General features: G+C 66.9%; 17 protein-coding genes. 5 read left to right on the top strand and 12 right to left on the bottom strand.

What is annotated here, in order from left to right:
* Positions 1 to 177 precede the first annotated feature (177 nt).
* A complete protein-coding gene (locus K4G53_RS05660; protein WP_221384511.1) occupies positions 178 to 585 on the bottom strand; it encodes a hypothetical protein in 408 nt (135 codons plus the stop codon).
* A gap of 249 nt (positions 586 to 834) precedes the next feature.
* Here K4G53_RS05660 and K4G53_RS05655 point away from each other — a divergent pair, with 249 nt between their 5' ends.
* The 4 genes from K4G53_RS05655 to K4G53_RS05640 all read left to right on the top strand — a co-directional run bounded on the left by K4G53_RS05655 (position 835) and on the right by K4G53_RS05640 (position 4,702).
* Positions 835 to 1,215 (top strand): helix-turn-helix transcriptional regulator, encoded by a 381-nt coding sequence (locus K4G53_RS05655; RefSeq protein WP_221384769.1) that lies wholly within the window; start codon positions 835 to 837, stop codon positions 1,213 to 1,215.
* Positions 1,212 to 1,631 carry a VOC family protein gene (locus tag K4G53_RS05650; RefSeq protein WP_221384510.1) on the top strand — a complete coding sequence of 140 codons (420 nt, stop codon included), beginning with the start codon at positions 1,212 to 1,214 and terminating at the stop codon, positions 1,629 to 1,631. Before K4G53_RS05655 ends, K4G53_RS05650 begins: the two co-directional genes overlap by 4 nt.
* 92 nt (positions 1,632 to 1,723) lie before the next feature.
* Entirely contained in the window at positions 1,724 to 4,108 is a 2,385-nt protein-coding gene (locus tag K4G53_RS05645) for an excinuclease ABC subunit UvrA (RefSeq protein WP_221384509.1), read from the top strand.
* 21 nt (positions 4,109 to 4,129) lie between these two features.
* The gene (locus K4G53_RS05640) at positions 4,130 to 4,702 is read left to right on the top strand and encodes an MOSC domain-containing protein (RefSeq protein ID WP_221384508.1); all 573 of its coding nucleotides are present in this window, start codon (positions 4,130 to 4,132) and stop codon (positions 4,700 to 4,702) included.
* 11 nt (positions 4,703 to 4,713) lie between these two features.
* On the opposite strand, the gene K4G53_RS05635 is transcribed toward K4G53_RS05640, so the two are convergent.
* The 9 genes from K4G53_RS05635 to K4G53_RS05595 form a co-directional block, all read right to left on the bottom strand.
* Positions 4,714 to 5,136, bottom strand: a complete 423-nt coding sequence (locus K4G53_RS05635; RefSeq protein ID WP_221384507.1) for a universal stress protein — start codon at positions 5,134 to 5,136, stop codon at positions 4,714 to 4,716.
* 11 nt (positions 5,137 to 5,147) lie between these two features.
* Complete coding sequence (locus K4G53_RS05630) at positions 5,148 to 6,128, bottom strand: cyclase family protein (RefSeq protein WP_221384506.1); 981 nt, start codon at positions 6,126 to 6,128, stop codon at positions 5,148 to 5,150.
* Positions 6,125 to 6,382, bottom strand: a complete 258-nt coding sequence (locus K4G53_RS05625; RefSeq protein ID WP_221384505.1) for a hypothetical protein — start codon at positions 6,380 to 6,382, stop codon at positions 6,125 to 6,127. The genes K4G53_RS05630 and K4G53_RS05625 overlap by 4 nt, the downstream gene beginning before the upstream one ends.
* Before the next feature lie 10 nt (positions 6,383 to 6,392).
* Positions 6,393 to 7,730 carry a TRAP transporter large permease subunit gene (locus tag K4G53_RS05620; protein WP_221384504.1) on the bottom strand — a complete coding sequence of 446 codons (1,338 nt, stop codon included), beginning with the start codon at positions 7,728 to 7,730 and terminating at the stop codon, positions 6,393 to 6,395.
* Between the two features lie 83 nt (positions 7,731 to 7,813).
* Positions 7,814 to 8,596: an NAD(P)-dependent oxidoreductase gene (locus K4G53_RS05615; RefSeq protein ID WP_221384503.1), complete on the bottom strand. Its 783-nt coding sequence runs from the start codon at positions 8,594 to 8,596 to the stop codon at positions 7,814 to 7,816.
* A gap of 35 nt (positions 8,597 to 8,631) precedes the next feature.
* Positions 8,632 to 9,261, bottom strand: coding sequence for an RraA family protein (locus K4G53_RS05610; protein ID WP_221384502.1), 630 nt, complete (start codon positions 9,259 to 9,261; stop codon positions 8,632 to 8,634).
* 32 nt (positions 9,262 to 9,293) lie between these two features.
* Entirely contained in the window at positions 9,294 to 10,307 is a 1,014-nt protein-coding gene (locus K4G53_RS05605) for a tripartite tricarboxylate transporter substrate binding protein (protein WP_221384501.1), read from the bottom strand.
* 38 nt (positions 10,308 to 10,345) lie between these two features.
* On the bottom strand, positions 10,346 to 11,848 hold the full coding sequence (locus tag K4G53_RS05600; RefSeq protein WP_221384500.1) for a tripartite tricarboxylate transporter permease: 1,503 nt from the start codon (positions 11,846 to 11,848) through the stop codon (positions 10,346 to 10,348).
* A 2-nt stretch (positions 11,849 to 11,850) separates the two neighbouring features.
* The gene (locus K4G53_RS05595) at positions 11,851 to 12,354 is read right to left on the bottom strand and encodes a tripartite tricarboxylate transporter TctB family protein (RefSeq protein ID WP_221384499.1); all 504 of its coding nucleotides are present in this window, start codon (positions 12,352 to 12,354) and stop codon (positions 11,851 to 11,853) included.
* Positions 12,355 to 12,474: 120 nt separating this feature from the next.
* On the opposite strand from K4G53_RS05595, the gene K4G53_RS05590 reads away from it, so the two are divergent.
* Positions 12,475 to 13,275 (top strand): IclR family transcriptional regulator, encoded by an 801-nt coding sequence (locus K4G53_RS05590; protein ID WP_221384498.1) that lies wholly within the window; start codon positions 12,475 to 12,477, stop codon positions 13,273 to 13,275.
* A gap of 36 nt (positions 13,276 to 13,311) precedes the next feature.
* Here K4G53_RS05590 and K4G53_RS05585 read toward each other — a convergent pair whose 3' ends face one another.
* Both K4G53_RS05585 and K4G53_RS05580 read right to left on the bottom strand, forming a co-directional pair.
* Entirely contained in the window at positions 13,312 to 14,484 is a 1,173-nt protein-coding gene (locus tag K4G53_RS05585) for an MFS transporter (protein WP_221384497.1), read from the bottom strand.
* On the bottom strand, positions 14,481 to 15,161 hold the full coding sequence (locus K4G53_RS05580) for a GntR family transcriptional regulator (RefSeq protein WP_221384496.1): 681 nt from the start codon (positions 15,159 to 15,161) through the stop codon (positions 14,481 to 14,483). The genes K4G53_RS05585 and K4G53_RS05580 overlap by 4 nt, the downstream gene beginning before the upstream one ends.
* Positions 15,162 to 15,216: the final 55 nt, after the last annotated feature.

Below are 15,216 nucleotides of genomic sequence, written 5' to 3'. Positions count from 1 at the left end.
GCGCTGAAAAAGATGTGATGCAAGGTTGGTCAGGAGTGCACCGCAGAAGCAAATGGATGTGACGAGCACAACACGCTCCGGAGGTAATGAAAAGTCACACCCAGAGGAAACCGGCCGGGGAAAACCAGCCGGATGCACCCAAGCCGCCGGACCGCCGTCGCACGCGTTGCCGTCCGCCTACAACGCCAAGCGGGGCCCGTCAGTGACGACGGTGACCGGGCCCGCCACGGCCGCCGGGGACACGACGGGCAGGGAACCGGTGAGGGCCTCGACGACGGCCAACTGGCCGGTGCTGTCCGGAATGCCGGGGTACTGGACCTGGCCAGCCTCGACCGGAGCCGGCGAGGTGTTTTCGGATCGCATGCGGACCAGTGCCACAGCCGAGATGAGGAACCAGGCGACATTGGTGGCCACGGACGGCCAGGCTCCGTGCAGGGTTCCGTTGATGATGAAGGCCACGGAGCCGAACAGGTTTGCCGTTTGGAAGCCCTTCCCTGCCTTCAGCCAGCCCATGGAAACAGCCAGATACGCACTGAGGATCGCAACCGCGCCTGCCCAGCCGGCGATTTCCCACAGCAGTTCCATGGCGTCCTTTCAAGGGTGACCTGCGCACAGCAATTGGGCAGGGATTTTGCAGGTGATTTAAGGGTTTGGTTTGCCGGATGCTGCGTTTACTCGAGCCCTGTTCGGGCGAGGACTGCTGTCCGGCAGGCCAATCCTATCGTGCTCTGGACATCACCTTCGCCGCGTAGCACGATCTGAGATGTGACTTCCACGACAACTCCGGACGCCTACCTCCGCGAACTCAGAGAGCTCCGCCGCGTGAAGGACCGGATGGACCGGGAGTACGCGCAACCGCTGGACGTCGAATCGCTGGCCAGGGAGGTCCACATGTCCGCCGGCCACTTCAGCCGCCGGTTCAAACTCGCCTACGGCGAATCGCCCTACAGCTACCTCATGACGCGCCGCATCGAACGCGCCATGGCACTCCTCCGCAAAGGCGACCTCAACGTCACGGAGGTGTGCTTCGCCGTCGGCTGTTCCTCGCTGGGAACCTTCAGTACGCGGTTCAGCGAGCTGGTGGGCATGCCGCCGAGCGTCTACAAACAGGAGGCAGCGGAGTCGACCGCGGGAATCCCGGCGTGCGTGGCGAAGCAGGTCACCAGACCGGTCAGGAATCGAGAAGCGCCCGCCCATGAGCCGTTACTAGCATGACTGGCATGGACATCAACATTTCCTCAACCTTCCTTCCCGCCACCGATCCAGACGCCTCGTTGGCCTTCTATCGCGACGCCCTGGGCTTCGAAGTCCGCAACGACGTGGGGCGCGGCACCATGCGCTGGATCACCGTGGGCCCCGCCGGCCAGAAGGACGTTTCCATCGTCCTGCACCCGCCGGCCGTGGACCCCGGAATCACGGATGACGAGCGGCGCACCATCACCGAAATGATGGCCAAGGGCACCTATGCCACCATCGTCCTCTCCTCCCCCGACGTTGACGCTGCCTTCGCGAAGGTGGAGGCGACCGGGGCCGACGTCGTGCAGGAACCCATCGACCAGCCCTACGGCATCCGCGACTGCGCCTTCCGCGACCCGGCCGGCAACACGGTCCGCATCAACCAGCAGCCTTAGGCATATAAACAGCAACGTATATAACGGACGACGCCGGAGGGAGGCTGCGCGCGCAGCCTGCCTCCGGTGCCGCCCACGAGAAGGGGGACACCTTGAGCACGGACGCAGACCTGGAGACCAAGCAGGTGCACATCGCCGACACCCATGACCTGATCCGGGTCCAGGGCGCACGGGAGAACAACCTCAAGGACATCAGCCTCGAGCTGCCGAAGCGCCGCCTCACCGCCTTCACGGGTGTGTCCGGCTCCGGCAAGAGCTCCCTGGTGTTCGCCACCATCGCCGCCGAATCGCAACGCCTGATCAACGAGACCTACAGCGCGTTCGTGCAGGGGTTCATGCCCAGCCTGGCCCGCCCGGACGTGGACCGGCTGGAGGGACTGACCACGGCCATCATCGTGGACCAAGAGCGGATGGGCGCCAATCCGCGCTCCACCGTGGGCACCGCCACCGACGCCAATGCCATGCTGCGGATCCTGTTCAGCCGCCTGGGCCAACCGTACGTCGGCCCGCCCACCGCCTTCTCCTTCAACGTCCCCACCCGCAAGGCCAGCGGCATCATGAGCACGGAAAAGGGCGGCCGGGTGGAGAAGAACGTGGTCCGCCAGGTGACCTACCTGGGCGGCATGTGCCCGCGATGCGAGGGGATGGGGAACGTCAGCGACATCGACCGCAGGGCGCTGTACGACGAGTCCAAGTCCCTGAATGAAGGCGCGCTCACCGTCCCCGGCTACTCGATGGACGGCTGGTACGGGCGCCTGTTCGAAGGCATGGGCCTGCCGATGGACAAACCGATCGCCAAATTCACCGCGAAGCAGCTGGACACGATGCTGTACGCCGAACCCACCAAGATCAAGGTGGAGGGCGTCAACCTCACCTTCGAGGGCATCATCCCGAAGATCCAGAAGTCCATGCTGTCCAAGGACGTGGAGGCGATGCAGCCGCACGTGAAACGCTTCGTGGAGCGCGCCGTCACCTTCGCGGTGTGCCCGGACTGCGGCGGAACCCGGCTGACGCCGGAGGTGCTCAACTCGCGGATCAACGGCAAGAACATCGCGGACCTGTGCACCATGCAGATTTCGGACCTGGCGCACTGGATCCGGGACCTCGACGAGCCCTCCGTCCGGCCGCTCCTGGCCGGGCTGCGGGACCTGCTGGATTCCTTCGCCGAGATCGGCCTCGGCTACCTCTCGCTGGACCGCCCGGCCGGCACCCTCTCCGGCGGGGAAGCGCAGCGCACCAAGATGATCCGCCACCTGGGTTCCTCCCTTACCGACGTCACCTACGTTTTCGACGAGCCCAGCATCGGCCTGCACCCGCATGACATCGAGCGGATGAACACCCTCCTGCTGCAGCTGCGGGACAAAGGCAACACCGTCCTGGTGGTGGAGCACAAACCGGAGATGATTGCCATTGCCGACCACGTCGTCGACCTCGGCCCCGGTGCCGGAACCGGCGGCGGCGAGATTGTCTTTGAGGGCGACGTCGACGGCCTGCGTTCCAGCGGCACCATCACCGGGCGGCACCTGGACGACCGGGCCCGGCTCAAGGAGTCTGTGCGGGCGGCCACCGGGGCGCTCGAGGTCCGCGGGGCATCCACGAACAACCTGCGCGACGTCGACGTCGACGTGCCGTTGGGCGTGCTGTGCGTGGTGACGGGCGTGGCCGGGTCCGGGAAGAGCTCGCTGATCCACGGATCGCTGGCCAGGCGGGAGGGCGTGATCGTGATCGACCAGGGCGCCATCAAGGGGTCGCGGCGCAGCAACCCCGCCACCTACACCGGGCTGCTGGAGCCCATCCGCAAGGCCTTCGCCAAGGCCAACGGCGTGAAGCCTGCGCTCTTCAGCTCCAACTCCGAGGGCGCCTGCCCCACCTGCAACGGCGCCGGCGTCATCTTCACCGAGCTCGGGGTGATGGCCACGGTCGAGTCCACCTGCGAGGACTGCGAGGGGCGCCGCTTCCAGGCCGCCGTCCTCGAGTACACCCTGGACGGGAAGAATATCGCCGACGTGCTGGACCTGCCGGTGGAGGCGGCGCTCACCTATTTTGCCCAGGGCGAGGCCAAAACGCCGGCTGCGCACAGGATCCTCGAACGCCTCGCGGACGTGGGCCTGGGCTACATCTCCCTGGGCCAGCCGCTGACCACCCTGTCCGGCGGCGAGCGCCAGCGGCTCAAGCTGGCCACGCAGATGGCCGAAGCCGGGGACATCTACATCCTGGACGAACCCACCGTCGGCCTGCACCTGGCGGACGTCGAGCAACTGCTGGGCCTGCTGGACCGGCTGGTTGACTCCGGGAAGTCCGTCATCGTCATCGAGCACCACCAGGCGGTCATGGCGCATGGCGACTGGATCATCGACATCGGCCCGGGAGCAGGGCACGACGGCGGCAGCATCGTTTTCGAGGGCACGCCGGCTGACCTGGTGGCAGGGCGCGCCACGCTCACCGGGCAGCACCTGGCGGCGTATGTGGGTGCCTGAACCCGCGCCTACTGTAGGGGTATGCCCGAAAACTACCGGTACGACGTCGAGATCCTGCACCTGCTGGTGTCCCCCGCGCACGCCTACTTCGGCCGGGCCCGGGACGGCGCCGCCGACGTGCCCACCACCGACGCCGGGCAGGCGGAGGTGGTCGCCGGCAAGGGCATCGTGGGCGACCGGTTCTTCGGCAAGGCCGCGCACATGGACGCCGCGGTGACCCTCTTCGCCGTCGAATCCCTTGAAGCCATCGCGGCCGAGCTCGGCGCCACGCCCTTCGACCCCCTGCTGACCCGCCGGAACGTGGTGCTCCGCGGCGCGCAGCTGGCCCCGCTGCTGGGGCAGGATTTCGCATTGGAATCGGGCGGGTCCATTGTGAGCTTCCATGGCGGCCGGCACGCCCAGCCGTGCGCGTGGATGAACGAAATGCTGGCCCCCGGGGCGCACCCGGCCATGCGGGGGCGGGGCGGCATCCGCTGCCGGGCCCTCTCCAGCGGCTTCCTGCACCGGGGGCCGGCCGTGCTGGTCAGCCCGGTGCCGCTGGATCCCGCCCGGGCGGGAGAGCCGAGCCTGCTGCGGCCGTCGAGGCTGCCGTAGCTCGGCCGCCGCTAATCAGTCTTGGCTATATAAACTTCGCACGGTGCACTGTGCGCCACGCTGTTCGCAACACTGCCCAGGACCCGGCCGATCCCGCTCATACGCCGGCTGCCCACGACGATCATATGGGCGTTGTGTTCCTCCGCGTGCTGGATCAAGGCTTTGGCTGCCGCGCCGCGGACTGCGAAGTGCTCCACCTGAAGCTGGCCCGACCTGATGCCATCTGCCGATTCCCGTGCCACCTTTTCCGCGTACCGTTCTTCCGAAAACGCCCTGTCGTCATTGCCCAGGCCGAGGACTTCGGCGCGCTCCCCTGGGAAGGCAGTCACCACATGCAGTGTGGTTCCCAGGGCCGAGGCCAGGTCCGCAGCTGTTTCCGCAGCACGCTGGGCGCTCTCGGTCCCGTCCACTCCTACGACAATTACCTTGGTCATCCTGTGATCCTTCATACGACGGCGGTGGCGTTGGCCGGGGAGCCGGTGCCTCCGGTGATGTTCAGCGGCTTGATGGTGACGAAAGAATCCCAGCTGCCGGTTGTCCGCATGTGCCGCGCAAGGGGCCCGAGTTTCCATAATTCCCCAAGGGGCAGGCCGAGTTTCGCCAGGAGTTGCTGGTGCATCATCCCGTGGTCGTTGGGAGCCGAACTCCGGTAGGGGCTTTCGGGAACGGCCGGGAGGCATTCGAAGGCGAAGTTGTCGGCCGCGACCACCGCAAACCGGTTGTCCCATGCCCACGCGACAAAATCCCGCGACTGGGCCACGCCCGATGCCTTGCGGCTCTCGCGGATGCGTCGCTTCTCCGCGGGATCAAGGGCAAGGAACCACTCGCACCACCCGGTGTGGAGCATGAGGATGTCTCCGGGGAGGGCAGTGAGGGACTCGGATTCCATGGCGGCCTGGACCAGGTCCAGGGTCAGGGGTTCCCCGGCTGCGTGGTCGATCGGCTCCCCGGAGCTGTTCCGGTACCCCTCGAGATCCACCAGCACGCCCCTGCCGGTGATGGGGTGTTCCGCCCATTCCTGGATCCCCAGGTGCGGCGTGCCCTCAGTGATCAGGTCATCGGCTGTGCCGTTGTAAAACCCGACGTCGTCCGCCCTCCGGTGCCGAAGTCCGTCAATCTGCGTGGAGCCCTGCAGGTAGTACCCGTCAAGGTAGTCATCGCGGTGGGCCGGGTGGGAGGAGTAGATGGTGTGCCGTGGGGCGCTGCGTTTGAGGGACATCCCGGGGTCGAATGCGTCCGCGGGGTAGTCGAGGCCGAAGACGGTCCCCGTCCGGATGCTGTTCCTGGCTTCCAGGATGGCAGCGGCCGTGATGAAGGACGGCATGCCGCGTTCCGGTTCCGGAAACAGCCCCCAGGATGTTCCCGCCAGGGCGCCGTCCCGCTGCAGTAGACCGGCGAAGCTCGGAAACGGTGCGTGCCCGGTCATCGCGTGGTGGCTTCCTGGTGCTGCGTCGCCTGTTTGTGTGGGCGCTTGTAGCTGAGCAGGAACCCGGCCACAGCGCAGATGGAGGCCGCGATGCAGACGGGCGGTTTGATGACTTCGTTGAAGAACTGGAGCCACTCGCCCCGACCGGCCACGAGGCCGACGGCCTGTCCGGCAACAAACAGCACGCCGCCGAGGAGAAGTGCTGCGAGGGTGATCACGAAGACGTGTTCGGTAACCCGCCGAAGTGTGTTCATGGGTGATTCCTTAGATTGGCAGGATGCCAAGAATGATCAGCACGCCGATGACCAGCAGGGGCAGGGCGTAATGCGTGAGCAGGCGGGCAAAGGTCTTGATGGGATTGACGTCCGCGATGCCGCAGGCCACATACAGCGGTGCACCGCCGGGTGGGACCGCGGCTTCGCAGGAGGAAAAGACCAGGACGGCGACAGCGGCGGTGGTGGCCGGAACGCCGGCCGCGACAAGGGCTGCCACGCCGACCGTGCCAACGGCAGCCATGGTTGCCGTGGCCGAAAGGGGGGCTGCAACGGCGATGACGATCAACCCGATGAGGATGGCGAGCAGCCAGAGGGGAAGATTCATCCCGTTCAGCAGGGCCGTCATTTGCTTGGGGAGGCCCGTGGCGGCGAGGGCGTTGGCTCCGGCGAAGGCAAAGAGCACCGTGACGCCGACGATTCCGAACCGCGGGGCCGAGCCCTGCAGCAGGTCGCCCCAGTCGCGGCCGGTGCGCGGCAGTTGCTTCCGGCCCAGCAGCGCGCCTGTGATGAGCAGGACCACGGGAATCCAGACGATCACGCTGACGGACTTGCTGACGTCGCCGCCGGTCCAGTCCGAGAGTACCGGCGTGAGGAAGCCGGAGGTGATGACCAGGGGGATGGCGACGACGACGAACAGCAGGAGTGTGGCCCAGCCTTGGCCAAGGGCGGCCCGCAAGGACAACCGGTGGGCCGGGTCGAGCGGGGCCATCCCGCTCTTGCGGATCAGCAGCCAGGTGACGATGAGGCGGTGCAGGAAGCACCAGAGGCCGCCGAACAACAGGGGGATGACGAGGTCGTTGATGTTCAGGAGGGGTCCAACAGTAGCGGAGCCGACCAGGACGAACATGGAGGCGCTGAACGGGAACGTGATGCCCATCCCGGCGTTGCCAGCCACCAGGGTGGCGGCGGCCGGCTTGTCCAGTTTGGACTTTTCCATCCACGGGATGGTCACCGAGCCCACCGTGGCCGCGATGGCGGCCTGGTTGTGCACCACGCCGCCGAGGCCCGCGGAGGCCACGGTGGAAACCCAGGCCGGACCCCCCTTGACCCCGCCGATGAGCGAGTTGAGCAGGTCGATCAGCCGGTCCAGGACGCCGCCCTTGTCCAGCAGGTAGCCCATGAACACGAATGCCATGGTGGCGTACACAATTTCGTCGGTCGCCGCCGAATAGAGCGCCGACCAGCCGACCTGCGCGGCGGCGGCACCCGTGAACGGGAGCACCACCAGGAATCCCAGGATCATGGCTTCCCCCACGCTGCGCTTGATCAGAGTGGTCCAGAGCAGGATGGCGGCCAGGTATGCCCCCAGGGCCCAGACGCCGGTCATGTCCATGCTCCTGACGTTGCGGTGCGGTTCTTTGCGCGGTTAGCCAAAAGAGTCCTCTTCATTGATTCTGTCCGACCGTGCGGTCAGCGCAACACCGGCGCGGAGTCCTGCTCGGCGATGCGCGCATGTGCGGCGGCAGACGCGGCGGTCATTTCCGAGTGCACCCCGAGCTCGGAAAGGTAGGCGGCAGTCTCCTGCATCTCCCGTGACCGGCGGAGCGCGTGCTTGGGGGTGCCGGTCAGGAACCGGTCGATGACGGCCTGGCCGTCGCCGGCGAGCTGGCTGGCGATCTGGCCGCGGATCCATTCTTCCAGTCCTGCGGCTTTTCCGGCGTTGACGGCTTCGACGACCACGGCTGCCAGGCCTTTCATCAGGACACTGCGGAGCAGTTTGTGGGCCATGGCCGCGCCCGGCCCGCCTTCGGTGATTTCGACGTCGACACCCAGCGGGCGCAGCAAATCTGCCACAGCCTGCGCTCCCGGGCCGCTGACCATCAGCGGTGTCCTTTCCCCCAGTGCCGACACCGGGCCAAGGATGGCGACGTCGGCGAAGCCGGCTTTGCTGGGAAGCTGCCCGAGCTCCTGCATGACGCCGGGCGACGACGAGGTGAAGTCGGCGTAGACGCTGCCGGCGCCGAGGACCGGCAAGCACTCCTCCGCGACGCCGCGGGCGGCGGCAGCACCGGTCATGACGAGGACGATGTCCGCGCCTTCACAGGCTTCCGCCGCGGTTGCGGCCCGGGCGACGCCGTCCGGGGTGGTGGGGGCCACCGGGTCGAAGCCGGTGACCGTGTGGCCTGCCGCGGTCAGTGCCGCGGCGTAGGTGGCTCCGGCTTCGCCGAGGCCAATGACGGTGCACGCTGTCATGGTTTGCTCTGTTCTTTCTCTGGAACTGTTCAGGTTCAATTGCGGGCGGCGACGATGGCCTGGCGGCGGTTTGCCTCGTCAGCGAAGACTGCTTCGGCAGCCTCGGCGACGGCGGCGGCCTGCTCCCGGGGGATGACCACCACGCCGTCCGAATCACCGACAATGACATCGCCCGGCAGGACGGGAACCCCGCCGAAGGCGACTGCCGTTCCCAGCCTGAACGGGCCGTCCTTGTAGGGACCGGCGGGCGAAGTAGCCCTCGCGAAGACCGGCATGCCAATCTCACCCAGCGCCTCGGCGTCGCGCGCTGCTCCGTCCAGGGCGAAGCCGGCCACGCCGAGGTTGATGGCACGCTCGCCGATCAGTTCGCCGAGGAGGGCGCGTGATTCATCGCCGCCACCGGCCACCACAATGACGTCTCCGGGACGGGCCTGCTGCAGGGCCTGGTGGATGCCCTTGTTGTCGCCGGGCCGGGTCCACACGGTGAACGCCGGCCCGGCGAGCTTCGCTCCCGGCCAGACGGCCTGGATGGCTGAGTCCGCAACGCCGAGTCGGTCCATGGCGTCGCCGATGTTGGCTGCGGGCAGCTTGGCGAGCCGGTCGATGATGTCCCGTTCGGGGCGCGCAAAGTCCGCGTCTGTGGCGTCAATGGCTGGAGTCGTCATGATGGATCTTTCCGTTCAGGTGGGGCGGGGGGTCAGTCTTTTTTCTGGACCAGCGGAAGGACCTTCTTGAAGTCCCCTTCCTGGCCTGCCCAGAACGCCTGGTAGTCGGCGCCGTTCAGGTAGCTGGTCTGCAGGCCCAGGTCCTGCATCTTCTTCACCACGGCGGGGTCCTCGATGGCCTTCTGGATGGCGGCCTCGAGCTTCTTGGCCACGTCGTCGGGCAGGCCGGCCGGGGCAGAGTAGCCGCGTGCCGTTCCCGCCGTCATGTCGTAGCCGGATTCCTTGAAGGTGGGGACATCCGGCAGGGAGGGTGCGCGCTCCCCGGACATGACGCCCAGCACCCGCGCCTTGCCCTGCTTGCTGAGGTCGTTCACGTCGCTGACGTTGGCCACCAGGACCTCCACGTGCTTGCCCAGGAAGGCGGTAGTGGCCTGTGAGGCCCCCTCCGAGAAGTGGACCGGCGCGAACTCCGAACCGGTCTCCTCCTGGATCTGGGCCAGGGCGAAGTGTTCACCCGTCTGGAGTCCGGTGGTGCTGGCAGTCATGGACTTCGGGTTGGCCTTGGCAGCGTCGAGGAGCTCCTTCAGCGTCTGGTACGGGCTGTCCGGCTGGACGGCGATGACAGTGGGGTCGATGACCTGCCGGCCCAGGGGCTGGAAGCTTTCGCGGGTGTACTTGGCGCCGCGGGACGGGTCCAGCGGTGAAACCACCACCGACGGCGAACCGGTGGCACCGATCGTGTAGCCGTCCGGCTTGGCACTGGTGAGCTGGGTGTAGCCGATTTGGCCGCCGGCGCCGGGCTTGTTGATGACCTCGACGTTGGTGCCGAGTTCCTTTTCGAGAACCGGCTGGATGAGCCGTGCCGCCGTGTCCACGGCGCCGCCGGAACCAAAGGCCACGATGAGGTCGATCGACTTGCCCTTCTTTGGGAAGTCGCTGCCGGCCGCGCCGGCTGCTCCGGTGGCTCCGGGGTTGGCACCGCAGCCGGTCAGGCCAATCAGGGATGCCGCGGCAAGGGCGGCAGCAAGGCGCATACGGGTTTTCATGGTTCTTCTCCTTTGAAGGTGGGGATGCGGGTTGGGGTTTAGGTTTCGGGGTCTTCGTTCAGGGCCTTGGGCTTGCGGAGCTTCAGCAGCGGGCTGAAGACGATCAGCAGGCCCAGGCCGATCAGGACCGCGGAGATGGGACGGCTGGTGAAAATGCTGAAGTCGCCCTGGGAAATCTCGAGGGACTCGCGCAGGGACCGTTCCATCAGCGGGCCAAGGACCAGCGTGAGCACCATGGGTGCCAGCGGGATGTCCAGGTGCCGGAGGGCCAGGCCGAGGAGGCCGAAGCCGATCATCACGAAGACATCGAAGACGCTGAAGTTGATGGTGTAGGCGCCGATGACCATAAAGAGCAGGATCAGGGCGTTGAGGATCGACGACGGGACGCGGAGGATGGAGGTCCAGAGCCCCACGAGCGGGACGTTGAGCAGGAGCAGGATCAGGTTGCCGATGAAGAGGCTGGCGATGATGGCCCAGGCGATCTCGGAGTTCTCGGTGAAGAGGGTGGGTCCCGGGGTAAGGCCCTGCTGCAGGAAGGCGCCCATCAGCACGGCGATGGTGGGTGAGGCCGGGATGCCGAGGGTGAACAGCGGGATCAGGGCCGCGTTGGCGTGGGCGTTGTTGGCCGTCTCGGGGCCGGCCACGCCTTCGATGGCGCCCTTGCCCAGTTCGTGGCGGTTGCGGGAGAACTTCTTCTCCGCACCGTAGGACAGGAGCGAAGAGACGGAGCCGGTCATGCCCGGGATGAGGCCCAGGCCGAAGCCGATGCCGGTGCCGCGGGCCATCGCCGGGGCGCTGCGGAGCCACTCCCTGCCGGTGGGCAGCAGCGAGCGCAGGTTGGGCGCGTGCACCGCTGCCGGCTGGTCACCCTTGCGGTAGGACAAAAGTTCGGAGAGGCCGAAGACGCCCACGATCACGGCCACGAAGCTGACGCCGTCCAGGAGCCGGTCCATGCCGAAGGTGAAGCGCGGGGCGCCGGCCACGGGGTCGATGCCCACCATGGAAATCAGCAGGCCCAGGGCACCGGAGATGACCGCCTTGACCATCGATTTCCCTGCCAGCGCCACGAGGAGCGAGATGCCCACCACCATCAGCGCAAAGAACTCCGGCGGCCCCACCAGCAGGCCGAGCTCACCCAGGGGCTTGGCTGCGGCCACCAGGCCCAGGGTGGCTATGGTGCCGCCAACGAAGGATCCGACGGCGGCAATCGTCAAGGCGGCGCCGGCCTTGCCGATCTTGGTCATGGCGTAGCCGTCAATGGTGGTGATCGCGGAGGCTGCTTCTCCGGGGGTGTTCAGCAGCACGCTGGTGATGGTTCCCCCGTAGGCGGTGCCGTAGAAGATCGCACACAGCATGATGATCGCCCCGGTGGCGTCCATGTTGAGGGTGAGCGGGATGAGCAGGGCAACGCCTGCAACCGGCCCGATGCCGGGCAGCACGCCGATGATGGTGCCCAGCAGGCAGCCGAGGAAGGCGAACAGCAGGTTCTGCCAGGTCATGGCAGCCGCGAAGCCGTTGAGGAGTTCGTTGAGGGTATCCACGTCTACAGTCCGATCGCGTTAAGGAAGGGCAGGGCGGACACCGGCAGCGCGACGTTCAGGCCGTAATTGAAGGCATAGAACGCTCCAAAGCTTCCGGCCACCGCGATGATCAGCGCGGACACCCAGGTCCTGCGCCCGCGAATTTTCAGGTGATACAGCAGGAACGCGAACATGCTCAGCTGGAAGCCGAGCAGGTCCATGACGGCTGCAAGGACCACGAGGCTGGCGACGACGCCGACCACCAGTCCGCGGTCGATTCCGGGTGCGGTTTCGCTGGGGTTGCGGAGTTCCTGGAGCAGCCAGAGGAGCGCCATGGCCACGAGGACGGCACCCATGGCGAAGGGGAACAGGCCGGGACCCGGGCCGAGGGAAGTCCACAGTCCAAGGCCGACTGAACTGACCAGGACATACGTGCCGACGGCTGCAAAAGCGCCGATGCCTGCCAGAACGGTGGGGGCCACCCGCACGGTACTCGGGGGTTTCGTCGCGACTGACTCCGTTGTCATAGGGATCCTTTTCACTGTGCGTCATCGCGTTTCATAGAATGAAACTATATTGCGTACTGAGAAATAGTGACAGGAGACACAGGAGCTGTCAAGCGCGGGGAACTTACATAGAATGAAAGAATGGCGACGAAGACTTCCACCACGCCCGGTCCGGCAGAAGAGGGCGCCAAGTCCTCGAATATGCGCTCCCTCTCAAGGGCCATGGAGGTCTTTGCGGAACTGCAGAGGGCCGAACGGCCGCAGCGGCTCAGCGACCTGGCGCGGAATTGCGGCATGAGCCTGCCCACCACGCTGCGGATCCTGCGGGTGCTGCAGGATTTCGGGATGGTCAGCCAGACGGACAAGTCGTACCGGATCGGTCCGGCCGTCCTGCCGGCGGCAAAGAGCTTCCTCGAAAACGATCCCTTGGCGGTTGCGGGACGACCGGTCCTGCAGCAGCTCGCGACCCAGACCGGAATGTCTGTTTCCCTGCACACCCGCCTCGGGTTTGAGCGGATCCTGGTAGCGCGGGTTCAAGGCAAAGCGCCCATGCAGTATGACCTGCCCCTGGGTAAACGCCTGCCCCTGACTCGCGGCGCGGCCGGAAAGATCCTGATCGCGGGCGCCACTGATGCCGAACTCCAGCAGGTGGTAGCGGCCGCTATCGCCTCCGGCCACGAGGAGCAGGGGTTCACGGTTGAGGAACTGAAGTCACGGCTGCCCGAGCCTGGATGTGACTACGCCTATTCTGCGAATGAGCGCGTGGTTGGCGTGCTCTCCGTAGGGGTGGCATTGACGAACAGAGCCGGCCGCGCCAACGAATCAATGGCCTTGAACTGCCCAGCGGAGGCGACGACCGAGGAAAAGATCAAAGCCAACGTTCCGGAACTGCGCCGTGCCGCGAGCCGGCTCTCCGAACTCCTCGAGGGCTCCGTCTACTGAGCCCGTCCCGCCGGCAGGACTGCGCCAACGGCGCCGTCAGTCCAGCTGCACGCCGCGGAGCAGCAGGAGCGTCCCGCCCACCACGGCCGCAGAGGCCAGGAATACACCGCCCGCACCGAGCCCTGCCGCCACGACTCCGATGGCGCTGGGCAGGACCACCTGGCCCACGCGGTTCCCGGCGAGCCGGAGGGCAAGTGCCCGTCCGCGCTGCCCGGCGGGGGCCTGCGCGGAAAGCCAGGACATGGTCAGGGGCTGGCCGATGCCAAGTCCCAGCCCGAGTACGGCCATGACCACGAACAGCAGCCACGCCGGCATGGGGATCGCTGCCGCGGCCAGTGCCGCCATGGACAGGGCAAGGCTCACCACCAGCAGCCTCATCCGGCCGGTCCTGCGGGAAACCCGGCCCAGCAGGAGCCGGGAAACCATCGAGAAGACGGCGCGGACGGTCAACATGGCGCCGACCGTTGCCGCGGTGAGCCCGCGGTCGGCTCCGAGCGCGGGGAGGTAGACCATGGTCAGGTCGACCACGGCCAGGACCGTGGCGCTGGTGGCGAGTGCCCGTGCGACGCCGGGAGCCTTCAGCAGCGACACCGCGCTGCCGTTGCTGCCGGCGGAAACTGGGTTTCGTTTCCCGCCGCTGACCTGGGCCGATACAAGGAAGGTGGTGGCGAAGAGCACCAGGCCCATGACGACGGAGAGCAGGAAGATCGCTTGCGTATCGGGACGGATAGAGGCCCCTCCCACCATCGAAATCGCCAGCGGGCCGAGGGCCTGCCCCAGGGAGGCGGCGAAGGTCAGGTATCCGAAGGCGGAGTCCATCCGGCCCGCACCCGCATTGTTGGCCACCACCGCCTGCTGCCCCACCACGCACCCCAGCTGCCCGGCGCCCAGCAGCGCCGTCCCGATGACCAGGGCGGCGATCGACGAGCCCCAGAGCAGCAGGAAGGCAGAGCAGGCAAGGACGACGGCGGACCCGGTCGCCATCAGCCTGCGCTCACCCAAGCGGTCCACCAGGCCGCCCGTGGGGACGGCGAGCAACAGGGGGAAGACGGCATAGCTGGCCGCCAGCAGGCCGAGGGCGAATCCGGGGACGTCCAGCTCGAGGGCGCGGTAGGTGGCGGCGGGCCGGACCAGGAAGGTGACGGCCTGGATCAGGGTGGAATGGACCAGGAGGGCAGTGGCCGAGGGGCGCCCGAGTTCACCGATCACGGGCTGGCCACGGTGTCACCGGCTGCGGTGTTGCCGGACATGGCACGGACCGCGGCATCGCGGGCGCCCATGACGTGGTCGAAAGCCAGCTTGGCGGCTTTGTCCGGGTCGTCGCCGGCCAGCGCTTCGACCAGGGCCCGGTGCTGGGCCAGCGCCTGGTCCCTGCGTTCCTGAGTGCTGTTGGTGAAGTGCCGGTAACGCTCCATGTGGCTGGAGATCTGGCCGTGGAAGCGCCGCGCCCAGGAGTTTCCGGCGATGGCGGCGATCTTTGCATGCAGCGCCATACCTTGGTGCATCGCATCGTCAGCGAATTTCACCGTGGCTGCGTTGCGCTCCAGAATGCCGTGCAGGGCCTCGATGTCGTCCGGCGTCGCCTTCACGCAGGCGTTGCGGGCCATGAGGGATTCCATCGCTGCGCGGACCTCGTAAAGTTCTGAGATCGCCGCCTCATCCAGCCCAGGCACCAGCACCCCGCCCGTGGGCTGCTGTTCCAGGAGGCCCTCAGAGATGAGCCGCCGGATGGCCTCGCGCAGCGGCGTGCGGCTGACCTGCAGCGCCGCCGCCATGGCAGGCTCGTAAATCCGCTCTCCCGGCTTCAGTTCCAGGTTGAGGATCTGCCGCTTCAGTTCGGCGTAGACAAAGTGGGCGCCGGTGTTCCGGGCGGGTGCGTCTGGCATGCTATACCTCCGGCAGCCATCATACTTGTATACATCTATACAAGTATTTCCGGTT

Source organism: Arthrobacter sp. MAHUQ-56, assembly GCF_019710585.1.
Taxonomy (GTDB): Bacteria; Actinomycetota; Actinomycetes; order Actinomycetales; family Micrococcaceae; genus Arthrobacter.
This window is presented reverse-complemented; position numbering and strand designations above follow the sequence as displayed.

Coding starts and splice junctions, on each gene's coding strand:
- K4G53_RS05625 (WP_221384505.1), bottom strand. CDS start 6,382: ATGAACACACTTCGGCGGGTTACCGAACACGTCTTCGTGATCACCCTC.
- K4G53_RS05650 (WP_221384510.1), top strand. CDS start 1,212: ATGACTGGCATGGACATCAACATTTCCTCAACCTTCCTTCCCGCCACC.
- K4G53_RS05620 (WP_221384504.1), bottom strand. CDS start 7,730: ATGACCGGCGTCTGGGCCCTGGGGGCATACCTGGCCGCCATCCTGCTC.
- K4G53_RS05635 (WP_221384507.1), bottom strand. CDS start 5,136: ATGACCAAGGTAATTGTCGTAGGAGTGGACGGGACCGAGAGCGCCCAG.
- K4G53_RS05630 (WP_221384506.1), bottom strand. CDS start 6,128: ATGACCGGGCACGCACCGTTTCCGAGCTTCGCCGGTCTACTGCAGCGG.
- K4G53_RS05640 (WP_221384508.1), top strand. CDS start 4,130: ATGCCCGAAAACTACCGGTACGACGTCGAGATCCTGCACCTGCTGGTG.
- K4G53_RS05610 (WP_221384502.1), bottom strand. CDS start 9,261: ATGACGACTCCAGCCATTGACGCCACAGACGCGGACTTTGCGCGCCCC.
- K4G53_RS05655 (WP_221384769.1), top strand. CDS start 835: ATGGACCGGGAGTACGCGCAACCGCTGGACGTCGAATCGCTGGCCAGG.
- K4G53_RS05595 (WP_221384499.1), bottom strand. CDS start 12,354: ATGACAACGGAGTCAGTCGCGACGAAACCCCCGAGTACCGTGCGGGTG.
- K4G53_RS05590 (WP_221384498.1), top strand. CDS start 12,475: ATGGCGACGAAGACTTCCACCACGCCCGGTCCGGCAGAAGAGGGCGCC.
- K4G53_RS05615 (WP_221384503.1), bottom strand. CDS start 8,596: ATGACAGCGTGCACCGTCATTGGCCTCGGCGAAGCCGGAGCCACCTAC.
- K4G53_RS05605 (WP_221384501.1), bottom strand. CDS start 10,307: ATGAAAACCCGTATGCGCCTTGCTGCCGCCCTTGCCGCGGCATCCCTG.
- K4G53_RS05580 (WP_221384496.1), bottom strand. CDS start 15,161: ATGCCAGACGCACCCGCCCGGAACACCGGCGCCCACTTTGTCTACGCC.
- K4G53_RS05660 (WP_221384511.1), bottom strand. CDS start 585: ATGGAACTGCTGTGGGAAATCGCCGGCTGGGCAGGCGCGGTTGCGATC.